The 21,889-nt window shown below is 68.6% G+C and carries 19 protein-coding genes, 1 tRNA gene and 3 pseudogenes; 12 read left to right on the plus strand and 11 right to left on the minus strand.

The features are described 5' to 3' along the window. Nucleotides 1–14: 14 nt before the first annotated feature. Nucleotides 15–590, minus strand: a complete 576-nt coding sequence (locus tag MDN94_RS08550) for a hypothetical protein (RefSeq protein ID WP_482725287.1) — start codon at nucleotides 588–590, stop codon at nucleotides 15–17. Nucleotides 591–1,422: 832 nt separating this feature from the next. Between MDN94_RS08550 and MDN94_RS08555 the strand changes: the two genes are divergently transcribed. Then, nucleotides 1,423–2,661 (plus strand): IS256 family transposase, encoded by a 1,239-nt coding sequence (locus MDN94_RS08555; protein ID WP_482725288.1) that lies wholly within the window; start codon nucleotides 1,423–1,425, stop codon nucleotides 2,659–2,661. A gap of 653 nt (nucleotides 2,662–3,314) precedes the next feature. Here MDN94_RS08555 and MDN94_RS08560 read toward each other — a convergent pair. Then, the gene (locus tag MDN94_RS08560; RefSeq protein ID WP_482725289.1) at nucleotides 3,315–4,529 is read right to left on the minus strand and encodes a PP2C family protein-serine/threonine phosphatase; all 1,215 of its coding nucleotides are present in this window, start codon (nucleotides 4,527–4,529) and stop codon (nucleotides 3,315–3,317) included. A 371-nt stretch (nucleotides 4,530–4,900) separates the two neighbouring features. Here MDN94_RS08560 and MDN94_RS08565 point away from each other — a divergent pair, with 371 nt between their 5' ends. After that, nucleotides 4,901–5,146: a hypothetical protein gene (locus tag MDN94_RS08565; protein WP_482725290.1), complete on the plus strand. Its 246-nt coding sequence runs from the start codon at nucleotides 4,901–4,903 to the stop codon at nucleotides 5,144–5,146. 287 nt (nucleotides 5,147–5,433) lie between these two features. On the opposite strand, the gene MDN94_RS08570 is transcribed toward MDN94_RS08565, so the two are convergent. Together MDN94_RS08570 and MDN94_RS08575 are read right to left on the minus strand one after the other, a co-directional pair. Beyond that, a complete protein-coding gene (locus MDN94_RS08570) occupies nucleotides 5,434–5,700 on the minus strand; it encodes a DUF6959 family protein (RefSeq protein WP_482725291.1) in 267 nt (88 codons plus the stop codon). 107 nt (nucleotides 5,701–5,807) lie between these two features. Then, nucleotides 5,808–5,939 carry a hypothetical protein gene (locus MDN94_RS08575; protein ID WP_482727119.1) on the minus strand — a complete coding sequence of 44 codons (132 nt, stop codon included), beginning with the start codon at nucleotides 5,937–5,939 and terminating at the stop codon, nucleotides 5,808–5,810. Here MDN94_RS08575 and MDN94_RS08580 point away from each other — a divergent pair. Beyond that, nucleotides 5,889–6,002, plus strand: a pseudogene (locus MDN94_RS08580) (hypothetical protein); the annotation flags it as partial. The gene MDN94_RS08575 and the pseudogene MDN94_RS08580 sit on opposite strands and share 51 nt — an antisense overlap. Before the next feature lie 21 nt (nucleotides 6,003–6,023). Here the strand turns inward: MDN94_RS08580 and MDN94_RS08585 are convergent. Beyond that, nucleotides 6,024–6,710 (minus strand): hypothetical protein, encoded by a 687-nt coding sequence (locus tag MDN94_RS08585; RefSeq protein ID WP_482727120.1) that lies wholly within the window; start codon nucleotides 6,708–6,710, stop codon nucleotides 6,024–6,026. A gap of 665 nt (nucleotides 6,711–7,375) precedes the next feature. Here MDN94_RS08585 and MDN94_RS08590 point away from each other — a divergent pair. The 6 genes and pseudogenes from MDN94_RS08590 to MDN94_RS08615 all read left to right on the plus strand — a co-directional run. Next, a pseudogene (locus tag MDN94_RS08590) lies at nucleotides 7,376–8,692 on the plus strand (cell division protein FtsK); the annotation flags it as partial. A gap of 139 nt (nucleotides 8,693–8,831) precedes the next feature. Next, on the plus strand, nucleotides 8,832–9,083 hold the full coding sequence (locus MDN94_RS08595) for a hypothetical protein (RefSeq protein WP_482725292.1): 252 nt from the start codon (nucleotides 8,832–8,834) through the stop codon (nucleotides 9,081–9,083). Between the two features lie 160 nt (nucleotides 9,084–9,243). Then, nucleotides 9,244–9,435 carry a hypothetical protein gene (locus MDN94_RS08600; protein ID WP_482725293.1) on the plus strand — a complete coding sequence of 64 codons (192 nt, stop codon included), beginning with the start codon at nucleotides 9,244–9,246 and terminating at the stop codon, nucleotides 9,433–9,435. Nucleotides 9,436–9,446: 11 nt separating this feature from the next. Beyond that, nucleotides 9,447–10,052 (plus strand): hypothetical protein, encoded by a 606-nt coding sequence (locus tag MDN94_RS08605; RefSeq protein WP_482725294.1) that lies wholly within the window; start codon nucleotides 9,447–9,449, stop codon nucleotides 10,050–10,052. 124 nt (nucleotides 10,053–10,176) lie between these two features. Next, a pseudogene (locus MDN94_RS08610) lies at nucleotides 10,177–10,385 on the plus strand (excisionase family DNA-binding protein). Then, on the plus strand, nucleotides 10,385–11,569 hold the full coding sequence (locus tag MDN94_RS08615) for a tyrosine-type recombinase/integrase (protein ID WP_482725295.1): 1,185 nt from the start codon (nucleotides 10,385–10,387) through the stop codon (nucleotides 11,567–11,569). The pseudogene MDN94_RS08610 and the gene MDN94_RS08615 overlap by 1 nt, the downstream one beginning before the upstream one ends. Before the next feature lie 51 nt (nucleotides 11,570–11,620). Here the strand turns inward: MDN94_RS08615 and MDN94_RS08620 are convergent. Continuing rightward, nucleotides 11,621–11,694: transfer RNA gene (locus MDN94_RS08620), tRNA-Gly, on the minus strand. A gap of 219 nt (nucleotides 11,695–11,913) precedes the next feature. Between MDN94_RS08620 and MDN94_RS08625 the strand changes: the two genes are divergently transcribed. The 3 genes from MDN94_RS08625 to MDN94_RS08635 all read left to right on the plus strand — a co-directional run bounded on the left by MDN94_RS08625 (nucleotide 11,914) and on the right by MDN94_RS08635 (nucleotide 13,283). Beyond that, complete coding sequence (locus MDN94_RS08625) at nucleotides 11,914–12,105, plus strand: hypothetical protein (RefSeq protein ID WP_482725296.1); 192 nt, start codon at nucleotides 11,914–11,916, stop codon at nucleotides 12,103–12,105. A gap of 79 nt (nucleotides 12,106–12,184) precedes the next feature. Next, on the plus strand, nucleotides 12,185–12,760 hold the full coding sequence (dcd, locus tag MDN94_RS08630) for a dCTP deaminase (RefSeq protein ID WP_005314571.1): 576 nt from the start codon (nucleotides 12,185–12,187) through the stop codon (nucleotides 12,758–12,760). A 13-nt stretch (nucleotides 12,761–12,773) separates the two neighbouring features. Continuing rightward, nucleotides 12,774–13,283 carry a phosphoribosyltransferase gene (locus MDN94_RS08635; RefSeq protein WP_482725297.1) on the plus strand — a complete coding sequence of 170 codons (510 nt, stop codon included), beginning with the start codon at nucleotides 12,774–12,776 and terminating at the stop codon, nucleotides 13,281–13,283. A 187-nt stretch (nucleotides 13,284–13,470) separates the two neighbouring features. Here MDN94_RS08635 and MDN94_RS08640 read toward each other — a convergent pair whose 3' ends face one another. The 5 genes from MDN94_RS08640 to MDN94_RS08660 form a co-directional block, all read right to left on the minus strand. Continuing rightward, entirely contained in the window at nucleotides 13,471–14,064 is a 594-nt protein-coding gene (locus tag MDN94_RS08640; protein WP_482725298.1) for a hypothetical protein, read from the minus strand. Between the two features lie 623 nt (nucleotides 14,065–14,687). Then, nucleotides 14,688–16,925 (minus strand): FG-GAP repeat domain-containing protein, encoded by a 2,238-nt coding sequence (locus MDN94_RS08645; protein WP_482725299.1) that lies wholly within the window; start codon nucleotides 16,923–16,925, stop codon nucleotides 14,688–14,690. A gap of 230 nt (nucleotides 16,926–17,155) precedes the next feature. After that, nucleotides 17,156–18,049: a Yip1 family protein gene (locus MDN94_RS08650; RefSeq protein WP_441263491.1), complete on the minus strand. Its 894-nt coding sequence runs from the start codon at nucleotides 18,047–18,049 to the stop codon at nucleotides 17,156–17,158. A gap of 140 nt (nucleotides 18,050–18,189) precedes the next feature. Then, nucleotides 18,190–19,356, minus strand: coding sequence for an FG-GAP repeat domain-containing protein (locus MDN94_RS08655; RefSeq protein ID WP_482725300.1), 1,167 nt, complete (start codon nucleotides 19,354–19,356; stop codon nucleotides 18,190–18,192). Nucleotides 19,357–19,557: 201 nt separating this feature from the next. Further along, on the minus strand, nucleotides 19,558–21,828 hold the full coding sequence (locus MDN94_RS08660; RefSeq protein ID WP_482725301.1) for a (Fe-S)-binding protein: 2,271 nt from the start codon (nucleotides 21,826–21,828) through the stop codon (nucleotides 19,558–19,560). Between the last annotated feature and the right edge of the window lie 61 nt (nucleotides 21,829–21,889).

Below are 21,889 nucleotides of genomic sequence, written 5' to 3' on the forward strand. Positions count from 1 at the left end.
GCGCATCCCGTTCCTCAGAGTTTGCCTCCCACCAGGACCGTGCGATGGCCACCCAGCGCGCGTGCGAATCGTTCAAGAAAGCCGGGGCTGAACTCGGGCCAGTCCCAGAACTCGAAGCCCAGGTAGCCGAATGCGTAGTAGTCGTCCTCGAAGGCCCACGCGGTCAGGCCACCGGCTCGATCACAGCGTGGGCAGGTAACGGCGGCTCGGCCCGTGTCGTACCAGGTGTGGATGGCCCTGCTGAAGGGCTCCCAGGCAGCCTCGATCATGTCCCACTCATCGGTGTACAGGTCCACGCGGGCGGCACAGTGAGGGCACACGGCGTACATGGCGTCGCCCTGCCCGCCGTGGAAGACGGTTCGGCCCGTCTCGATCTTGAGTCCGTCGCTGGGCTCCCAGTCCACTTGCCCCACCGCCTTGGCCCAGAGCGGACCGGGCGGGTGCCCCAGCGGGGCGCCGAGAACACAGTCCGTGCGCTCGGCGCGGACTATCCCTTCCCTGACGAGCCAGTCAAGGCCGCGAGCAGCGAGGGCCGCCGCGTCTGCCGGCGTGGCATCCAAGTCGACGACGGTCTGAAAGTGGTTTCCCATGAGGCGTGACAGTAGAAGACCCCACCGACAGCACCTCAGGGCTCCACGGGGAGCGGAGGACATGAGCGCGGGAACGACGCTCTGAGGTGCGGCAGTTGGCGCTACGCCAGGCAACAGGCCTGCTGTCCTCAAGCCGGGTCTATGACCTGGGCCTTCTGCGTGGAGCGGGTGACGGGAATCGAACCCGCGCTCTGAGCTTGGGAATCCAGAGAATGCGGTCACCGGGTTGTGGGCTGACCTGCAAGAACCACGCTGGAGCAGTGCTGTGATTGCCGCTCGACATCACCGCAGTTGACCGTGACTGTCCGCCCTGAGTGGTGCTAGGTGGTGCACGTGCGACAGCGGGAGTCGCCTTCGGCGCCTGCGCCCCATCGAGGTCGGCTTCGCCGACGGGCTGCAACATACCGGGATGTTGCAGCCGCCTGTTGCCGGACACCCCGGACAGCCTTAGTTTCGAGTGTCCGGGTGGTTTGCGCAGGTCAGAGTGCCAACCGGACAGCCGGACAGTCCGGACACACGAGGTCGTTGCTGCGGACCGTCCTTGGGGCGGCGACGGAGATCTCGGCTCGGGTCCTGGCGATTGTCGAGAGCGCGGTAGGCGGCCCGTCGCCCGGGCCTGCGCTCCTGTCTGCGCCCCGCTCCAGCCCGGCCGCCGGCCGCACGCCTACGGCTCGGGTTGATGGGTGGCGAACCCACGAGGGTTGCGTCCTGGGAAGTGGTGTACGGGTTCGACCTGATCCGGGGGTTTGCTCCGGCATCGGGATGGTGCCCGCATAGATGAACGGCCACCGGCTGATCTTCGAGATGTCGAAGCTCGAAGGAGATCAGCACGATGACCGCACCCGACAGTCTGCCCCTGCACGCCCTCGCCGAGGACAACCTCGCCGCGGCGAGTCCCGATCTGCTGCGCGCGATGATCAAGACGTTCGCCGACGCGCTCATGTCCGCCGAGGCCGACGCCCTCTGCAACGCCGAATACGGGCAGGTCAGCGACGAACGCGTCAACCACCGCAACGGCTATCGCCCGCGTGAGTGGGACACCAGGGCCGGCACCGTCGAACTGGCCATCCCCAAGCTGCGGCAGGGCAGTTACTTCCCGCACTGGCTCCTGGAACGTCGTCGTCGGGCCGAGCAGGCCCTCATCTCGGTGGTCGCCACCGCCTACCTGCTCGGGGTCTCCACTCGGCGGGTCGAGAAGCTCGCCGAGTCCCTGGGCGTCACCCAGCTGTCGAAGTCCCAGGTCTCCGCGATGGCCAAGCACCTGGACGAGCAGGTCGCCGCGTTCCGCAACCGGCCGCTGGACGCCGGGCCGTATGCCTTCGTCTGGGTCGACGCACTGACCCAGAAGGTCCGGGAAGGCGGCCGCATCATCAACGTCCACGCGCTGATCGCCGTCGGCGTCAATGCGGACGGGCACCGCGAGATCCTCGGCATCGACGTCGCCACGGCGGAGGACGGTGCCGGCTGGCTCGCTTTCCTGCGCTCGCTCATCGCCCGCGGCCTGACCGGCGTCCAGCTCGTCATCTCCGACGCGCACGCCGGCCTCGTCGACGCCGTTGGCGCCGTCCTGCCCGGCTCGTCGTGGCAGCGGTGCCGGACCCACTACGCCAGAAACCTGCTGAGCCAGGTCCCCAAGTCGGCCCAGCCCTGGGTGGCGACCCTGCTGCGGACCGTCTTCGAACAGCCCGACACCGACGCCGTGAAGGCCCAGATGCGGCATGTCCTAGACGCGCTGGAGGCCAAGTTCCCCAAGGCCGCAGCCCACTTGGACACCGCCCAGCACGACCTGCTGGCCTTCACCGCCTTCCCGCGTGAGATCTGGCGGCAGATCTGGTCGAACAATCCGCAGGAGCGGCTGAACAAGGAGATCCGCCGCCGCACCGACGTGGTCGGCATCTTCCCTGACCGCACCGCCGTCCTCCGGCTCGTCGGCGCGGTCCTGGCCGAGCAGAACGACGAGTGGACCGAGGCTCGCCGCTACATGGGCCGCGAGCTGTTGGCCAAGGCCCGCCTCCACCCGATCGAGTCAGAATCCGACGACACCGTCCTGCCCACCGAACTCACCGCATAGCCTCAAAACGAGATCACCGAGTGGCCGTCGATACACCACTCCAGCGGACGTGACCCCCACGAGGTGTCCGAGGCGGTACGCGAGTGCGGGTCAAGACGATGCCTCCGGCGGGGGCGCTCAGGCTCCGGGATGGAGGGGGCCGTACGCGGGTGCCGGCCGGTGGGGTGTGGCGGTGGGGAGAGTGGTGGGTTGAGGTGAGTGGCTGGGATGCCGGTCTGCCCCTCCGGAACCGTGATGGAAGCAGCCTGACATCCCCCTCGAAGGGGCCCTGTGCCTCTTTTTGGTTAATGCCTTTTTGGATGCATTGGGCGGTCATCGGTGTTGCGGATGCCGGACAGACTGTGACGGACATAAGCCAAGCCAGTGGCGCACGCCCGCGCATCGGGCTCAAGGCTGGGAATCTTCGCGGGTCAGACGGGAAGCTCCCCACTTCTAGGCGTGGGGCTCTTGCGACGCGTGCCCCTCGTTTCTGCAAATCAGCGAATTTCGTTGGTGAGCCGTTTTCAAAGTCGCTCGGCAGGCGACTGGAAGTTCTGGGCCGCCTGACAGGTGGAGTTGCAGCCGCTGGGGAGAGACCGCGTCGTCTCTTCGGGTGGTGCGGGTCTTGTGCTGTATCGGCGGGCGGAGACCTGCCGTGCGATCACTGAGACGCCTCACAGGCTGACGACGACCAGGGCGGTGTCGTCTGTGACGCCTTCGGCGGGGATCAGGTCGTTCATCACGGCATCGGCGAGTGCTTCGGGGGTGGTGCGTTCCTTGTGGCGGATCAGGGCGTCGGCGAGCTGGCTGAGTCCGGTGTCGATGTCCTGGTGGCGGCGTTCGATGAGGCCGTCGGTGTAGAGCAGGAGGGTGCCGCCGTCGGTGAAGGTGGTGGTGGCTTCCGGCCGGGGGCTGGACTCGAAGACGGCATCCAGCGGCGGATCGGTCGCCTGGTCCAAAAACTCCACAGTGCCGTCGGCGCGAAGAAGGACCGGAGGGGGGTGGCCGGCGCTGGAGTAGGTGATGAGGTGGCGGCTGAAGTCGATGAAGGCGGTCACCGCGGTGGTCGACTCGGCGCCGGTGACGCAATGCGCGTACCGGGCGAGGACCTCGAGGGCCTGTGCGGGGCCGGTGGCGACCAGGGAGGTGGCGGACAGGGCGCTGCGGAGCTGGCCCATGATGCCTGCGGCCTCCAGGCCGTGGCCGACGACATCGCCCACGGCCACGGCGATCTTGTCGCCGTCCTGTAGTTGGACCAGGTCGTACCAGTCGCCACAGACATTGAGGGAGCCGACCGCGGGCCGGTAGCGGACGGCGAACCGGTGATGGCCGATCGAGGGCGGAACGGGGAGCATGGCGCGCTGCAGGGCGAGGGCGACCTCACGCTCGCGGGCGTGGGCGCGACGCAGGTGCTCGTTGATTTCGTGCAGCTGCCGCATCCGGCTGAAGAGCTCGGCCTCGAGCTGGAGTGAGCCGTCCGGCCGGCTGGTGGCGCGCAGGAGTTCAGTGACTTCCTCGACGCGGTGGATCACCAGGGCGATCTGGCCGTCGGGCGCGAAGACGGGCGCGTTGACCACGCTCCAGTAGCGTTCCTCCCAATGGCCGGGGCGCTGCGCGGATTCCACGTCGTAGCGCTGCAGGTCCATGTCGATCTTGCGGTTGGCCAGGACCGCGCGCAGGGATGCCTCCAGGTGGCGGGCGTCGGAGGCTGCCGGGTCCCGCGGAGTGCCGGGGAAGGCGTCGAAGAGGTAGCGGCCCACCACTTGGTCGCGGCTGCGTCCGGCCTGGCGCAGCCACGCGAGGTTGGCGTCGGCGAAGACCAGCTCGGGAGTCAGCAGAGCGACCGCGCCCGGCAGTGCTTGGAACACTGCCGCGTAGTCGATAATCATGGATGCAGGATAGGGATAAGTAGTGCGATTCACGCTTACCGGCATCCTCCTGATGGAGACGGGCCTTCCCTCGGCGGCAACCCGATCAGGAAGCTAAGGCCCTGGTTGATGGGGAGGTCCTCTGGCCCACCGCCCGCAACCGCCAGGTCAAGGTCCGGCTTGATGAGTGACCGGCAGCCGACGAGTGATCTCCGCTGGGCCGTCTCTGGGTCGTCCGAGGCCGCTCAGCGGCGACCGGTGACGACTACTAACGACAGCCGTAGCAGGCGACAGCCACAGGTCACCTGATTGGATCTGCGACACTGGTAGCACCATGCCCAAGCCCGGAGAACTGGTACGACGAAGCCGGGCCGGCTGACTACGGTAGGCCCGTGTTGGAAGACGATGGTGGTTCGGCCGCGTGGCTGGAGTCGAAGCGGCTACTCACCAGCCCTGAGCGTCACATCGACACTTTGCGGTGCCTGCTTGCCGAGGACGACGACGCGTTCTTGATGCACAACTACGACCTCATCAGTGATCCGCAGACAGTTGCCATCGTGAGAGCTCAGCAGCGCGCAGCGGGACAGCGCCGCCGTAGGCTGCGACGACTGGCGAACCGCCGATGCTCCGCGAACTGACATCAACGGATGACATCAACGCCCCCGGACGGCAACGGACCGAAACAGCCACAAGGGCGCTGGGAACCCTCAGCGTCATGAGGGACGGAGCAGGCCGCACAGCCCGGTGATCGAACTTACAAAGCAGGTGTCGGCGTGCCAGAGGCGTGCCAGATCGAGCGGTGAATCACGGTCAACACGGGTATGCCGCAACAGCCTTCGCCATGACAGCAGCGGAGTGTCTGTCCAGCTCAGCGCCGCACTCGATGGCCAACGGGCCGTGATTCCCAAGCTCAGGTCTCGGCGACTCAGTACGGCCGCGGGATCTCGTGAGCCTCCAGGGCAGCGGCGTACCGCGCCAAGAGCTCGTCGAGGCCGGCGAGCAGGAGGCCAGCGGCTTCCCGTGCACCAGCGATGTCGCCCTGGTCGCAGGCGGCCACCACTTCGGCAACTTCGCTGCGGATGATGGAGAGTGAGTCGCCCTGGATCAGGACACCGGGGAACCGGCGGGGCGACAGCCGGACCACAGCGTTGTTTCCGCCGTCCGTGAACAGCTCGGCTTCGACGTGTTTCATGCGGCCATCCAAGCTGACTTCACCAGTTGACATCAACGGCGTTGGGTCTGCTGCAGGTTTGGGTGACAGGTTGACCTGCCCCACCTCTCAGGTTCCAGTTCTGCTGGCTAACTGACGGCCTTCACGAAAGGCTGCCCGACATGCCCCGCGCCTACCCCGCTGAGTTCCGCGCCCGCGCCATCGCGTTGGTGCGGGCAGGAAAAGAACAGAAGCAGACCGCCGTTGATCTCGGCATCCATCCGGTCACGTTGTCGAAGTGGTCGCGCCAGGACGACATCGACAACGGCCGGCGCCCTGGCACGGGCTTCTTCGGGGGCCGGGCCTCATACGTCACCGTCGGGGATGTGGCCGACCGTGCCGTCCCCCGCCGGGCCGAGGAAGAGCGCGCCGGGGTCCAGCAGGCCGATCAGGTTGTGCCACGCCTCGGCCTGCACCCGGTCCAGCGGGGAGGCGTCGGCACGGAAACCGCTCCACCACGCATCGCCGCGGAGCGGACCAAGCACCCCGGTCTCGATCACCTCCCGATGGGAACGCGCCGTGCGGCCCCCGAAGGGCGATACGTCGCCGGCCCATTCGGTGAACACATGCAGCTCCGGGGCCAGCGTCTCCGCCCGGTGCCACACCTCTTGGCTCCACGGGCCCGTCCCGATCGTCGCGTCGAGCACACGGCGCATCCACTGCCCCGACGCCCTGTTCACAGTGCCGACTAGCGTGCTCCACTGCGCCTCCCGCGAGCTGCCTGGCCAGCGGTGGGGGTTCCGACCGATCGGCACGGCGAACGTCACGGTCGGCGCATGCCCTGACAGGCACAGCTCGAACCGCCGCCGCTCCCCCTCACCTCCCAGCCAGACCAGCTCCGCACCCAGCACCTGCGTGACCGGGTACGTGACCGGCGGCCGCCACGGCAGGATGGGAGCGAGCCGACGCTGCACGGTGACGGTGTCGCCGTCGAAACGAGCCCGGGCACAGGAGGTTTCCGCCGAAAGGACCGGCCCGCCGACAGCTGACATGAAGCCTCCCGAGTAGTTATGGCGCCAGCGCACGGATGCCGGCGCGGCCTCTCGACCACTGTCACGACCGGAAGCGCCGAACCGTTCCCTCCACTCAGCTCGTCGGCGAGGCCGCGAGCGAGAGCGAGCGGCTGCGGACGGAGGCGGCCGAGACCGCCAGCCGCCTGGCGGAGCAGCACGTCGGCGTGGTGGTGGCCGCGCTGGCCGGAGACCGCGTGGAGATCAGGGGTGCCGGGCGCGCCGGCGGTGAACGGCATGGTGTGCCCGGCGCCGACACCCTTTTGACCTCGAGGCCGGGCAGCCCGCGATGGAGGTGCCCCGCGGCCGCCAGGCACCGCCTCTTTGCACACCGGTGCGCCCCTGCTCAATCCTTCATGGCTGCCTTAGCCGGTTTCCATTGCCCGGGCCATTCTGAGCACGCTCGGATACGCCCTGGCGCCCTCTGTAACACCCCCCGTGCCTATAGACGTGGCTACATTGGATCGGACCACCAGCAGCCCGGGGGACGCCTGGGGGGACAACGCCTGATCAGAACCGAGGCACAGGCGAGAAATCGTGAGACAGTTCGAACGCGAGAGGGGGTGCCCGGATTCCCCGGGCACCCCTTCTCACCCTTATGTGGCTACACGCGGTGGGTGTGGGATCTGAACCCAGGTGACTCGCGCGGCGTGACGGTCACGGACATCATCGAGCGCCGCGAACGCCTCGCCTCGGGCCTGCGCCGGCCGCTGGGGTGCGTGTGGCCGGAGGCGGTGCCGGACGAGCACACCGCCCACATGGTCCTGTGGGTCGGCGACCAGGACATGTCCACCGCCCGCAAGCCCAAGTGGCCCCTGCTCAGCTCGTGTTCGGTGGACCTGTTCAAGCCGGTCGCCTACGGCACCGACCAGCGCGGACGCTGGGTCGAGGTGACCCTGATGTACATCGCGGGGATCATCGGCGCGATCCCCCGCATGGGCAAGACGTTCCTGCTCCGCCTGCTGCTGCTGATTGCGGCACTGGACCCGCAGGCGGAGTTGCACACGTACGACATGAAGGGAACCGGCGCCTGGACCCGGTGGGCAACGCGGTCTCACACCGTCACGCCGCGGGCGACGACGACGAGTCGATCGAGTACGCCATCGCCGACTTCCGCGCCCTGCGCGAGGAGCTGCGCCGCCGCACGAAGGTGATCCGCTCACTGCCGCGGGACATCTGCCCGGAGTCCAAGGTGACCAGCCAGCTCGCGGACAAGCGCTCGTTGGGGCTGCATCCCATCGTGGTCGGCGTGGACGAGTGCCAGGTCCTCTTCGAGCACCCGAAGTACAAGGACGAGTTCGAGGAGATCGCCACCGACCTGGTCAAGCGCGGACCGGCCACCGGAATCGTGCTTCTGCTGGCCACGCAGCGGCCGGAGGCCAAGGCCCTGCCGACCGGCATCTCCGCGAATGCGTCGGCCCGTTGGTGCCTGAAGGTCATGGGTCAGCTGGAGAACGACATGGTCCTCGGCACCTCGAGCTACAAGCGCGGGGTGCGGGCGACGATGTTCGCCTGGGGAGACAAGGGCATCCACTACTTCGTGGGCGAAGGCTCCGATGCCCGGATCGTCTCCTCCGTCTACGTCGACGGCCGCCGACACCGTCGCCGCCCGCGCCCGCGCGCTGCGGGAGAAGGCCGGCCTGCTCTCCGGCCACGCCCTCGGGGAGGAGCCGGAGACGGTGGTCAGCGGCTACGACCTGCTCGCCGAGACCCTCGCCGTCGTCACGGCCAAGGAGACGAAGGTGTGGTCCGAGACTGTCGTGGCACGGCTCGCGGAGCCCCGCCCGGAGGTCTACGACGGCTGGGACCCCGACGCGCTCGCCGCAGCGCTCAAGCCGCACCGGATCACCACCATCCAGGTGGGCCGCCGCGTGGACGGCAAGGTCGTCAACTGGCGCGGTATCGACCGCTCCCACATCACCACAGCGATTGCGGAGCGTGACCGAAAGCGGGACGCGGGCTGACCGTCCGGGGCCGCTAGCGCTAGCGGCACACCCCGCTACGTTAGCGGCCCCGCTAGCCCCCACACCGCACCTGATCAGGCTGCTAGCGGATAGCGGCCCACCTCCGAGAACCCCCGAAACCCGCCTGGGAGGGCCCGTCATGACCCCTGCCCTGCTCGCTATCGCCTGCCTACTCGCCATCACCCTGTGTTACGTCGGGGTGTGTGCGGGATCGCCGTTCGGCGACTGCCGCAAGTGCCGCGGCATGGGCCACGCGATCACCACCGACCGCAAAGGCCGCATGAAGCGCGGCAAGGACTGCCGCCGCTGCAAGGCCACCGGCAAACGCATCCGCGTCGGCCGCCACCTCTACAACCTCTGGGCCCGCGCCTACCGCGACGGCACCCGCTGACGTGGACGCGAAGCGGCCGACGGTGCCCGTCATGAGACGTACCCCGCTCCGAGCAGGAGCTAGGCGGGCGCACCGTCGGCCCAAGACCCCGAGCTTGTCAGCACCCGGAGTGCCCGCACCCTATCCGCCGTCACCGACCCACCGTCACAGGAGTTTCCGCATGGCCGTGACCGTCTCACTCGTCGCCCTGTTCGGGCTCGTCCTGTTCTTCCTCCTGCGCTCCAAGACCCTCGGCTACGGCTCCGCGTTCGTCGCCGCAGCGTTCGGGTTCTTCCTCGCCTCCACCGGCGCGGCCGGGCCCATCTCCCAGCTCACCACAGCTGTCATCGACGCCATCCAACAGATCACCTGAGGAGAGACGCGATGAACCAGCCCATCACCGTCCGCCACCCGCTCACCGTCCTCGCCCCCAAGGCCGCGCCCGCCGTCGCCACATCCACCGTGCTCATCCTCGGGCGGATCTGGAACGCCAACGGCGCCGAACACTCCGTCGGCAACGCCACGCTCATGGTCGTGCTTGCCACCGGAGCCGCGGCGGCCGGCGTCTGCGCGTCCGTCGGCCGGGCCGGTGACGGAGTCCTCGCCGGTACGTGCTTCGCCGCCTCCGGGGGGCTCGCGCTCGCCGGGGTCGCCGGATACGCCGACGGCCTCTCGCTCCCGCTGCTGCTGTGGGCGCTGGCCACCGCCGTCGCCTACGGGCTCGCCGCCCGCTACTGGCGGACCGACCGCCGCGACACCGTGACCTTCGAGCGGTGCATGTCGGAGAAGCGCGAGGACCACGGCCACATCGAGCGCATCGAGGCCATGCGGTCGCGCACGCAGATCGAGGTGGCCCGCGAGGGCGCCGCCTACGCCGCCGCGCTCGCCGAAGCCATGACCGCCCGCGCCATGCTCCCCGGCTTCGATCCGACGGAACTCACCCGCGCGGGACTGCCCGAACTGCCCACCACCACACCCAAGGAGAACTGACCATGTTCGAGATCCGGATCATCTGCGACCCCGCCCACATCTGACCTGCAAGAACGACCCGGACAGTCAGAAATCGAGCTGTCCGGGCTGTCCGGTCCCGAGTCCGCACCGGGAGGAGAGCGCCTTGCGTGAGAGGTACCTGTCCGTGTCCGAGTTCGCTGAACTCCTCGGTACGACCGAGCGTTTCCCCAGGCGGCTCATCGCGAGCGCCGCATCAGGTTCGTGAAGGTCGGGCGTCACGTCCGCATCCCCGAAAGCGTCCTCTCTGCCTTCATCGAGGCCAACACCGTTGAACCGATCCGCCCTCGTCGCCGCGTGAGGAGGGCCGCTTAGTGGCAAAGAAGGGACCGAAGAAGGGCAAGAACTTCCGTCGGTTCGGAGCGGTGAGGCAGTATCGCTCCGGCCGCTGGACGGCGTCCTACCTCGATCCGGCCGGGGAGAGGCGTCGGGCACCGGACACCTTCGACACCAAGTCGGATGCCGAAATCTGGCTCTCGCAGGTTGAGGCTGATCTCACCCGCGGCGACTGGCGGGACCCGGATGCCGGCGCGGTCAACTTCAAGGAGTACGCCTTGAAGTGGGTTGCTGAACGAGGGGTTCTGCCCACTACGGATGAGCTCTATCGGCGGCTGCTTCGGCTGCACATTTTCCCAACGTTCGGCACGTACGACCTAGTCCAGATCACCCCGCCTCGCGTACGCGAGTGGAGGGCCGAACGAATCGCCGCCACCGGAGCTGCCACCACAGTCGCCAAGGCGTACCGCCTGCTGAAGGCGATCCTTGAGACCGCAGCCGATGACGAACTGATCCGGCGCCACCCGTGCCGCATCAGGGGAGCAGGCAAGGAAGCGGCAGCCGAGCGGGAGATCGCCACCGTGGAACAGGTGGATGCCCTCGCTGACGCCGTCGGTCCGCGCTGGAGGCTGATGGTGTTCCTCGGGGCTTACGGGCCACTGCGGCCGGAGGAACAGGCCGAGCTCCGGCGCAGAGACGTGGACCTCGACACGATGACGATCCGGGTCCGCAAAGCAGCTCCCGAGCTGAACACCGGGAAGCGAGCAGAGGGGCCGACGAAGTCGGAGGCGGGCAATCGCCTTGTGGTTCTGCCGGCCTTCCTTCACACGGATCTGCGGAGGCATCTCGACTGGTACGCGGAGAAGCAGCCGGACGGACTGCTGTTCGTGGGGGAGCGGGGCAAGCCCTTCCGGCGTTCCACGTTCGGGCGGAAGTGGCGGAAGGCTCGCGCGGCGGTCGGGCTGCCGGAGAACTTCCGCTTCTACGACCTTCGTCACACCGGTCACACGCTCTCGACGCAGTCGGGTGCCACGCTCAAGGACACGATGGTCCGCGCCGGGCAGTCCTCCGAGCGGGCCGCGCTGATCTATCAGCACTCGAACCTGGAGCGGCAGCGGGAGGTGGCCGACGGGATCGATGCCCGTGTCCGCGCCGAGCGTGAGAAGGCCGACACCGTGCCCGATGATCAGGCATCGGGCACGGAACGGGCACGCGAAGCCTGATCCGGTCTGGACAACAAAGAAGCCCCGGGCCGCTGGCCTGGGGCTTTCTGCTGGAGCGGGTGACGGGAATCGAACCCGCGCTCTGAGCTTGGGAAGCTCATGTTCTACCATTAAACTACACCCGCACAGCGCACCGGTGATCGGTGCCGCATCGTCGCACACTCTACCTCATCGCTCGCCCCACGGTGTATTTCGCCGCGGGGCGTTCGTGTTCCTCGGGTCATGGACACGGGTGCGGAGCGCGGGAGTTGAGGCGTACCGTGGCGGGCGGAGCGCCGCGTGCGGCGCTGTCCTGGATATCCCCTAATGTGTGGTTCGTCCGCATTCGTTGGGGAAGGGGCCTGATGGACCTGATGGAGCGCACGGTCGTCCGCTGTGCCGAGGGGCATGTGTTCAGTACCGCTTCGTTTCCGATGCAGCAGCTCGGGACGGACCGGATCGGGCCGGGGCGGCTCATCCGGTGTCCGCGCTGCGCTCGGCTGAGGAGCGCCGTGCCCGTGGTGCACGGGCAGCAGGGGCAGCAGGACGGGCGATAAGCAGGCGACAGCAGTGTCAGGGGCGCGCGGGCAGGTGTCCGATTGGGGACGGCCCGCGCGCTCTGCGTATCCTCGGGGCGTGCTTCTCTCAGACAAGGACATCCGGGCCGAGATCGACGCCGGGCGCGTGCGCATCGATCCGTATGACGAATCCATGGTGCAGCCCTCGAGCATCGATGTGCGGCTGGACCGCTACTTCCGGGTGTTCGAGAATCACCGCTACCCCCACATCGACCCCGCCGTCGAGCAGGCCGACCTGACGCGGCTCGTCGAACCGGAGGGGGACGAGGCGTTCATCCTGCATCCCGGCGAGTTCGTGCTGGCGTCGACGTACGAGGTCATCTCGCTGCCCGACGACCTCGCGTCGAGGCTGGAGGGCAAGTCCAGTCTCGGGCGGCTCGGTCTTGTGACGCACTCGACGGCCGGCTTCATCGACCCCGGTTTCTCCGGGCATGTCACGCTCGAGCTGTCGAACCTCGCCACGCTGCCGATCAAGCTCTGGCCGGGCATGAAGATCGGGCAGCTGTGCATGTTCCGGCTCAGCTCTCCCGCGGAGGAGCCGTACGGGAGCGCGCGCTACGGCTCCCGCTACCAGGGGCAGCGGGGGCCGACGGCCTCGCGGTCGTTCATGAATTTCCATCGGACGCAGGTGTGAGGACCTTCAGCGCATGAGTGACGTACGCGAGAACCTGACTTACGAGAAGTTCGGCGGGGCGATCCGAGAGCTGGCGCAGACGATCGCCGACGACGGATACGAGCCCGATGTCGTGCTGTCCATCGCCCGCGGCGGTGTGTTCGTGGCCGGCGGACTGGCGTACGCGCTTGACTGCAAGAACATCCACCTGGTGAACGTGGAGTTCTACACCGGTGTGGGGACCACGCTGGAGATGCCGGTCATGCTGGCGCCGGTGCCCAACGCCATCGACTTCTCCAACAAGAAGGTCCTCATCGCGGACGACGTCGCCGACACCGGCAAGACGCTCAAGCTCGTCCATGACTTCTGCCTCGACCACGTCGCCGAGGTGCGCAGCGCGGTGATCTACGAGAAGTCGCACTCTCTCGTGAAGTGCGAGTACGTGTGGAAGCGGACCGACGAATGGATCAACTTCCCCTGGAGCGTGTTGCCTCCCGTGCGTAAGGCGGGCGAGCCCATCACGCCTTCCAGGGAAGCGCTGTAGCCCTGGGCTCAGCGCTGAGCCGGGGCGACACAACGACTGCTTGGCATGCTCATGGAGGCGATCCGCTGACCTCGCGGAGTGCTGGCAGCCGGTTGCCCCGATCGATCGCCATCCCTGTAGATCGTGTGCGGTCATGTCCTCGACACGGGCTTCAGGCCACCGTGTCGAGGACGATCTGTCTCACTGCCTAATAGTGGTCGTACCGAGAGGGCGAGCAGACCTGGCCTTCCAGGACGACGCCACTGGCCGCACCCGCAGTGGAGTCGGTCGGTCCATGTGTGAGCTGTGTCTCCCACGCCGCCCAACTACCTGCCAGGTCCTGGTTGGCCGGCTGCGGTCCCGCGGGCTGCTGTTGCTGTTCGTGAGAAGCAGCCTCCTCCGGGTGGGAGTCGGCCCTCTCGCTCCGCTTACGGTGGCGCCCCTTGGGTGCGCCGCCACCGTTTCCGCGCAGGATTCCCTGCGTGGACAACTCCTTCAGCCGCGCGACGACGCTTGCCACGTCGGTGCCGATCTGGGCGGCGAGCACATGGAGATCGACCCCCTGGCTCCATCCGATGCTGAGGGCGGCGTCCAGCTCTCCGGACCACTCGGCGGCCCGACGGTTCTCGTCGGACGCCGTCGGCTCGTCGAGCATGTCGTCGGCAACGATCCGCGCATTGGTCCTGCCGACCTCGCGGCGCGCTGATCTCACCTCGCGTTCGGGCAGGCCCAACAGGTCGGCTGCCGACCTGTCCCGTCCCACTGTGACGGCGAGGGCTGCCAGTAAGCGGCTGCGGTGCATCTGCGCTTCTCGCAACGCTTCTTCCACCAACCTGACCCGTTTGTCATGCAAACAGAACTCTTCCGCCAGGGCTTTGTGCCGACTCCAGGACTGCTGCGGATCCATGATTGGACCAACGTTTTTCCGGGGGTAATGTGCTGATCAGGGGTGGATTGTCACTCGAAAGTGGCCTTGTGTGATCATGCTTCGGGAGCTTCCGGGGGCATAGCCACTGTGCGGGCGCGCGCCAATGATCGTGCGAGGCCGGCCCGTCGAAAACGGCGCAGCCGCTGACATCTACGCCCCCGGCGTGATGCTCATCCCTTTGCCTGTGGGGCGGCCATCCGTCTGCGTGGGAAGACGGCGAGCCGACCGCATCGACCGGAGCGCGACTCGCGAACGTCCGAGCGCAAGAAGACCGAAGACCGGACCACCCCCGGCCTGAACGGCATCCGGGGTGGTCCGGTCCTGGAAGTCCCCCTCAGGATTCGGTGCCGCCCGCCTGTCCTGACCGGACGACGGACGGCCCGAAAGCCCTGCCAGGGCCTGCCCCATCGGGTCCCGCACCGCCTGGCCACCTGGGCCGGCGTCTGCCGACGCCCACCACCGCGGGCGGCCCTACGACACGGCCTGACGAAGCGCTGTCAGGCGATGCTGTTGAACTTGGCGCCCTCACCCGCGTACAGAGTCGTCGTCTGCCGGGTGAACGGGGCTGTCGTCGAGCCCGTCGAGCGGTAGACGTACGTGCCGTTCGCGCCGTAGGCGATCAGATCGGGGCGTCCGTCGGCGGTGACGTCGCCGGCTCCGACAAGGTGGGAGAAGGCGTTCCAGCCGGCGCCGATCTTGACGCGGGGGGCGTAGCCGCCCGTGCCGTTGCCCTCGTAGAGCCAGAGGACGCCGGAGGTGTCGCGGGCGACGAGATCGCCGGCCGCGCTGCCCGCGATGTTGCCGACCGCGGTGATCTGGTTGTAGATGCCCCAGCCCCAGCCGGCCTTCACGCGGGGCGCGAAGGGGGCGGTCCAGCTGCCGGTGCCCTTGTAGAGCCACAGGACGCCGGAGGTGTCGGTGGCGATGAGGTCGGGGCGTCCGTCGCCGGTGAGGTCGCTGCCGGCGGTGGTCTTGTTGTAGATCTGCCAGCCGGAGCCGACCTTGACGCGGGTCGCGAACGTGCCGTCGCCCTTGCCCAGGTACAGCCACAGGACGCCCGAGGTGTCGCGGGCGACGAGGTCGCCCGCCGGGGCGCCGGCGAGGTTCCCCGCGGCCTCGATCTGGTTGTAGATCTGCCAACCGGCGCCGATCTTCGTCCGCTTGGCGGTGGTGACCTGACCGCCCGACGGCCAGTCGAAGAGGTCGTCGCGCCACAGCACACCGGAGGCGTCCCGCGCGAGGGCGTCCGTCGAGCCGTTGTCGTTGAAGTCGTGCGGGTTGGCCTCGCGCGAGACCTGGAAGCTTCCCGAGGCGGTCGCCGGGGCGCCGGCGCCGTCGTTCGGGGTCGCGGTGACCTGCCAGGTGTAGGCGCCGTTCGGGGCGCTGAAGCCCTCCAGGAGACCGTCCCAGGCGAAGGCGAAGCGGCTGTCGGAGACCGGCTGGGAAAGGTGCTGGATGAGCTTCTTGCCGGTGGCCGTGTGGGTGAGCGTGAGGTCCACGGTGGCGTTCGCGCGGGACAGCGTCCACTCCATCGGGACCGCGGTGCCCGGCTTCTCCAGGTCCACCGCGGTGGGGACCTTCGACCCGGTCACCCGGACCGCCATGACCCGGCCGGTGTCGGCCACGAGCGTGGCGCTCGGCCGACCGTCGTCCCCCACCCAGATCCGGAACAGCCCGTCGGCGTCGGCCGTGCTGCCGCGCACGAGCAGACCGCCGTCGGGCGCGTGGGCCACGCTGGAGTAGTCCTCCAGAAGCTTGTACGGCGCGGCGGTGGAGTCCTTGATGCTCCGGGCGTACAGCGGGCTCGAGGTCTCGTCCGTCGCCTGGCCCGGCACCCCGTAGAGCAGCGTGTCCTGGAGGATGCCGGCGACGACGGCGCCGCTCATGGAGCTGTCCATGGCGAATCTCGGGTGGGCGTACGTCCCGTCCACGGCGATCTCGGTGATCCCGCTCCGGTACTGGACCCACGCCTCGTAGTCGGCCGTGTAGGCGCCCGTCGAGGCCTGGTTCCACGGAGCGATGTTCCCCCTGCTGCCCCATTCGATGGGCTGGTCGCCGTTGACCGTCGTGCGCGTCAGCCAGTACTCGGTCCGGAAGGTCGACGAGTTCGGGAACACCCGGTTGCTGCTCAGAACGAGCATGATGTCGCTCGTGGAGGCGATGACCTTGAAGTCCATGCCGTAGGAGTTGGACGAACGCTTCGTCTTCCTCGCCAGCCCGTCGACGGGGGTGAGCTGCCACAACTCGTGGTAGTCCGCGGTGGTCGGAACACGCACGAAGAGGTTCTCGCCGACCACGCCGACGAGTTTCGCCCCGGGCTTGAACTCGGCCGCGAGGTCGAAGGACGCGGACAGGGTGGCGCCTTCCCTCATGTCCTGCAGGAAGACCGTGCTGTCGCCGTCACTGGTCACGACGATGTCGGACCCGCTGTCGTGGCCCGTGGTGCCCATGGTGATCGGCACAACCGAGCCGTCGGCGTACTTGTGCCACTCCAGGACCGTGTCGCCGGAGCCGTCCTTCCGGGAGGTGAGGTAGCCGGTGTCGCCAGTGCTGACGATCTCGGCGCCGAGGGGCAGATTCGCCTCGGCGGTGGCGTCGGCGGCGGTGGTGGCGGCCACGGCAGCGGTAGCGGCCACCGCCCCGGGGGAGGCCATGACGCCGGCACCGACCGTCACGGCGAGCACGGTGGCGACACAGGCGCCGAGACGGCGTCGGGTGGTGCGTACGGAAGCCAAGGAAGTCCCTTCTGATCGAGCGGTACGCACATCAGTGCGTACCGCTCGATCAGACTTACTGCGAGGGGAGGTGGTTGTACGAGTTCCGTTTGTTTCCCGAGGGGAACGAGTGGCCTGTGCGCGCGGCAGGCCCCTCGGGCGAAGTGGTCATACGGGCAAGCTGGTCAGGACGGCACGTACTGGGAAGGGCCCGCCGGTAGCCGGCGGGCCCTTCCTCATGTGTGCGGGTCTCAGATCGTGCCGAGCTTGATGATCGACAGCAGCGCGATCAACTGGATGGCCGAAGCGCCCAGCGCCTTCGGCCACGGCAGGTCGTGCGACTTGCTCACCATCGAGGTGAACAGCGCGCCCGCCGCCAGCCAGGTCACCCAACCGAGCACCTGGACCAGGGAGTTCTCGCCGCCGAGGAACATGGCGAAGACGAGGCGTGGCGCGTCGGTGATCGACATGATCAGCATGGAGAGGCCGACCGTCGGCTGCCAGGCGCCGTCGCCGCCGAGCTGGCGGGCCAGGGTGTGCGTCACCGCGCCGAGCACCAGGCCGCTGATCACGAACGCGACGCCGGTGATCAGCACGTACGGGATCGCGTTGGACAGCGTCGCGTTGATGACCTCCTGGCGCGGCTCGTCGAATCCGAAGATCGCGAGCATGCCGTAGAGGAAGGTGACGACGAGCGCCGGACCCCAGACGGCGTAGTCGCGCATCTGAAGGAACGTCGGCCCTGGCCGCAGCACGATGCCGCTGAGGAGCTGCTTCCAGTGCAGACGCGGGCCCACCGGGGCCGCCGGAGCGGCGCCGGCGCGGTAGGCCCCGCCGTCACCGTAGGGGTCGTCGTTCACGCTGAACATCTGCGTGTGGCCGGGGTTGTTGGCCGCGTACGGGTCCTGCGGCGGGGCGTACTGGGGGTGCGGATCGCCGAAGTACTCCGGCTCGCCGTACCCGCCGCCCCCTTGGGGGGCCGCGCCATGCCGGGGCGCGCCGCCGGCGGGCGGCCACTGCTGCTGTTGCCCGTACGGCGGCGGGGCCGGCCGGCCACCTCCCTGGTAGGGGGGCGGCGCCTGCGGTGCCTGCTGCCGTTGAGGGGTGCGGTTGTCCCGGCCGCGTCCGATCCTGAATCCAGCCACGTAATCGAACGTACCCGGTCCGCGAGCGCGAGGTGGCGGCGGACCGGGGACAAGAGGGCCTTTGCTGCCGAGCTGTGACATCCCCTAGGGGAACCCCGGGGGGCCGTCCCCAGGACGGCCGGTCGACGCCCAACTGCTGGTCAGGGCAGGAAGACCGAGGTGCTGAAGGTGATCAGAGGGCGGGCGCCGGACTGCTCCGCCACGGCCGGGTACAGCGCGACGACGTCGGCCCGTTCGCCGTGGTGCGTCCGTGTCACCACGTCGGGGCGCCCATCGCCGTCGAAGTCCGCGTGCGCGAGCAGGTCCGTCACCGGTTTCGTCTCTCCGGCCGGGAGCCCGGGCGCCGGCTGCACCGGGACCGCGTCGAAGACGTGTCTCCCGCCGGGACGGCCGGGGCCGGTGGGTCCGCCGAGCAGCAGCGTGCCCTTGCCGGGGGCGCCGGCCGTACGGGTACGGGGCAGGACGACCAGGTCGTCGGCGCCGTCCCCGTCGGTGTCGGTCTTTCCGGCGGGTGCCGCGATGGCGGGTCCGCCGGCGGTGACGGGCGCGCCGCCCGCGCGGGGCGCACCGGTACGGGTGAACGGGCCGCGCAGGAAGCTGACGCGCCCGGCGGAGGCGGTGACGGCCAGGTCGGCGCTCCCGTCACCGTCGAAGTCGCCGCAGACGGGGTGGCCGGGCCAGTCGTTGCCGTAGCGGGCCTTGTCGGGGATCCGCAGGACGACGGCCTTGCCGGTGATGCCCGTGGCGGATCCGAAGAGCAGTTGGAGCGGTACGGGCGGGCGGCCGATGCCGTCGTACGGGGGGTCGGTGGTGACGATCAGGTCCGCGTAGCCGTCCTTGTCGAGGTCGCAGGAGGTCTCGGCGTCGAACGCGGCAGGGAGCACGCCCTGAACCGCGGCTCCGTGCGTGCGGGGCGTGAGGAGCTGCCGTACGGCCGGGTCGAGGCGTTCGCCGCCGCCGGTGCCGTAGACGATGCCGATGCCCGCGTCGTCGCCGTGGCTGTCCTTCGCGGACTTCACCAGGTCGTCGAGGACGAGGTCGCGGTGGCCGTCGCCGTTGAAGTCGGACGGGACTCGGCTGCCGTCGCCGCGCGGCACGGGGCGGGAGGGCGTGGTGGGGCGGCCCGCGAGGGGCGCGGCGTCGCCGTTCTTGGCGGCGGGCTCCGTGGCGGCGGGTGCGGGGCCGCTGTCGCAGCCGGTGAGGGCTGCCATCAGCACCGCGGAGACGCAGAGCGCGCCCAGTGCGGTCGCCGTGCCGGCTCGTGCACGCCGCACGGCCCACCCCCGTTTCGCTGTCACCCGCGTCATCCGCTGTCCCCTCGCCCCACGATGGTCGTGCGGGCGGGCCGGTGAGGGCAATGGACGGCGCTTGATCGAAGGGCAAAGGTTATGAGGCTCCAGGGGGAGCAGCGATCCGGGCCGTCCGCCGGCCGCTCCCGCAACGCGCGAGCGGCCGGTCCTGCCCCCGAGGCAGGTCCGGCCGCTCGTCGTTCTCCTGCTGGGAGACGCCTACTTCACGGGCTCCGGTTCCGGTGCGCCCTCGGGCTCCGTCTCCGGCGCGGGGTCGGACGGCGGCGTCTTGACCGAGTCGAGCAGCAGCTGGGCCACGTCGACGACCTGGAGGGACTCCTTTGCCTTGCCGTCGTTCTTCTTGCCGTTGACCGAGTCGGTGAGCATGACCAGGCAGAACGGGCAGGCGGTGGAGACGATGTCCGGGTTGAGGGACAGGGCCTCGTCGACGCGCTCGGTGTTGATGCGCTTGCCGATCCGCTCCTCCATCCACATCCGCGCGCCGCCGGCGCCGCAGCAGAAGCCGCGCTCCTTGTGGCGGTGCATCTCCTGCTGGCGCAGGCCCGGGACGGCCGACATGATCTCGCGCGGGGGCGTGTAGACCTTGTTGTGGCGGCCCAGGTAGCACGGGTCGTGGTAGGTGATCAGACCGTCGACCGGCGTGACCGGGACGAGCTTGCCCTCGTCGATCAGGTGCTGCAGCAGCTGCGTGTGGTGGATGACCTCGAACTCGCCACCGAGCTGCGGGTACTCGTTCGCGATCGTGTTGAAGCAGTGCGGGCAGGTGGCGACGATCTTCTTTGCCGACTTCGGCTTCTTCGTCTCCGGGTCGTCGTCGTCCTCGCCGAACGCCATGTTCAGCATCGCGACGTTCTCCTGGCCGAGCTGCTGGAAAAGCGGCTCGTTGCCCAGGCGCCGCGGCGAGTCACCGGTGCACTTCTCCTCGCCGCCCATGATCGCGAACTTGACGCCCGCCATGTGCAGCAGCTCCGCGAAGGCCTTGGTGGTCTTCTTGGCGCGGTCCTCGAGGGCGCCGGCGCAGCCGACCCAGTACAGGTAGTCGACCTCGGTGAGGTCCTCGACGTCCTTGCCGACGATCGGGACCTCGAAGTCGACCTCCTTGGTCCACTCCACACGCTGCTTCTTGGCCAGCCCCCAGGGGTTGCCCTTCTTCTCCAGGTTCTTGAGCATCGTGCCCGCCTCGGACGGGAACGAGGACTCGATCATGACCTGGTAGCGGCGCATGTCGACGATGTGGTCGATGTGCTCGATGTCGACCGGGCACTGCTCGACGCAGGCGCCGCAGGTGGTGCAGGACCACAGGACGTCCGGGTCGATGACGCCGTTCTCCTCGAGCGTCCCGATCAGGGGGCGCTCGGCCTCGGCCAGGGCGGCCGCGGGGACGTCCTTGAGCTGCTCGGCGGAGGCCTTCTCCTCGCCCTCCATGGTCTTGCCGCCGCCGGCCAGCAGGTACGGGGCCTTGGCGTGCGCGTGGTCGCGCAGCGACATGATCAGGAGCTTCGGGGACAGCGGCTTGCCGGTGTTCCAGGCGGGGCACTGCGACTGGCAGCGGCCGCACTCGGTGCAGGTGGAGAAGTCGAGGATGCCCTTCCAGGAGAACTGCTCGACCTGGGAGACGCCGAACACGTCGTCCTCGCCCGGGTCCTCCCAGTCGATCTCCTTGCCGCCGGACGTCATCGGCTTCAGCTCGCCGAGGGCGGACTCACCGGTCGCGTTGCGCTTGAACCAGATGTTCGGGAAGGCGAGGAAGCGGTGCCAGGCCACACCCATGTTGGTGTTGAGCGAGACCGTGATCATCCAGATCATGGTTGTGCTCAGCTTGATCATCGCGAACAGGTAGACCAGGTTCTGGAGAACGCCGAGGCTCAGGCCCTTGAAGGCCAGGACCAGCGGGTACGAAGCGAAGTACGCGGCCTCGTAGCCCTCCACGTGGTGGATCGCGCCTTCCAGGCCCCGCAGCACGTAGATCGCCAGACCGATGATGAGGATGACGTACTCGACGAAGTACGCCTGTCCCATCTTCGAGCCCGCGAACCGGGACTTGCGGCCGGGGCCCGAGGGCAGGTTCAGCAGGCGGATGACCATCAGCGTGGCGATGCCGAGGACGGTCATCGACCCGATGAACTCGATGTAGAGCTCGTACGGCAGGAAGCCGCCGATCACCGGCAGCGTCCAGTCGGCCTGGAAGAGCTGGCCGTAGGCGGTGATGATCGTCGGCGGCAGCGTCAGGAAGCCGATCGCGACGAACCAGTGGGCGATGCCGACGATGCCCCATCGGTTCATCCGCGTATGACCGAGGAACTCCCTGACCAGGGTCACGCTGCGCTGGTAGGGGTTGTCGGTCCGGGTGCCGGCGGGCACCGGCTGCCCCAGCTTGAAGTAGCGCACGAACTGGCCGATGGCGCGGGCGAGCAGCGCAACGCCCACCACGGTCAGGGTCAGCGACACGATGATCGCGGCGAGTTGCATGGAGGCTCCTCGGGCCTGCGAGGGTGGAGGACTAGGTACTACTAAGCGGTAACTTATTCAG

The sequence above is a fragment of the Streptomyces sp. WAC00040 genome (assembly GCF_056835925.1).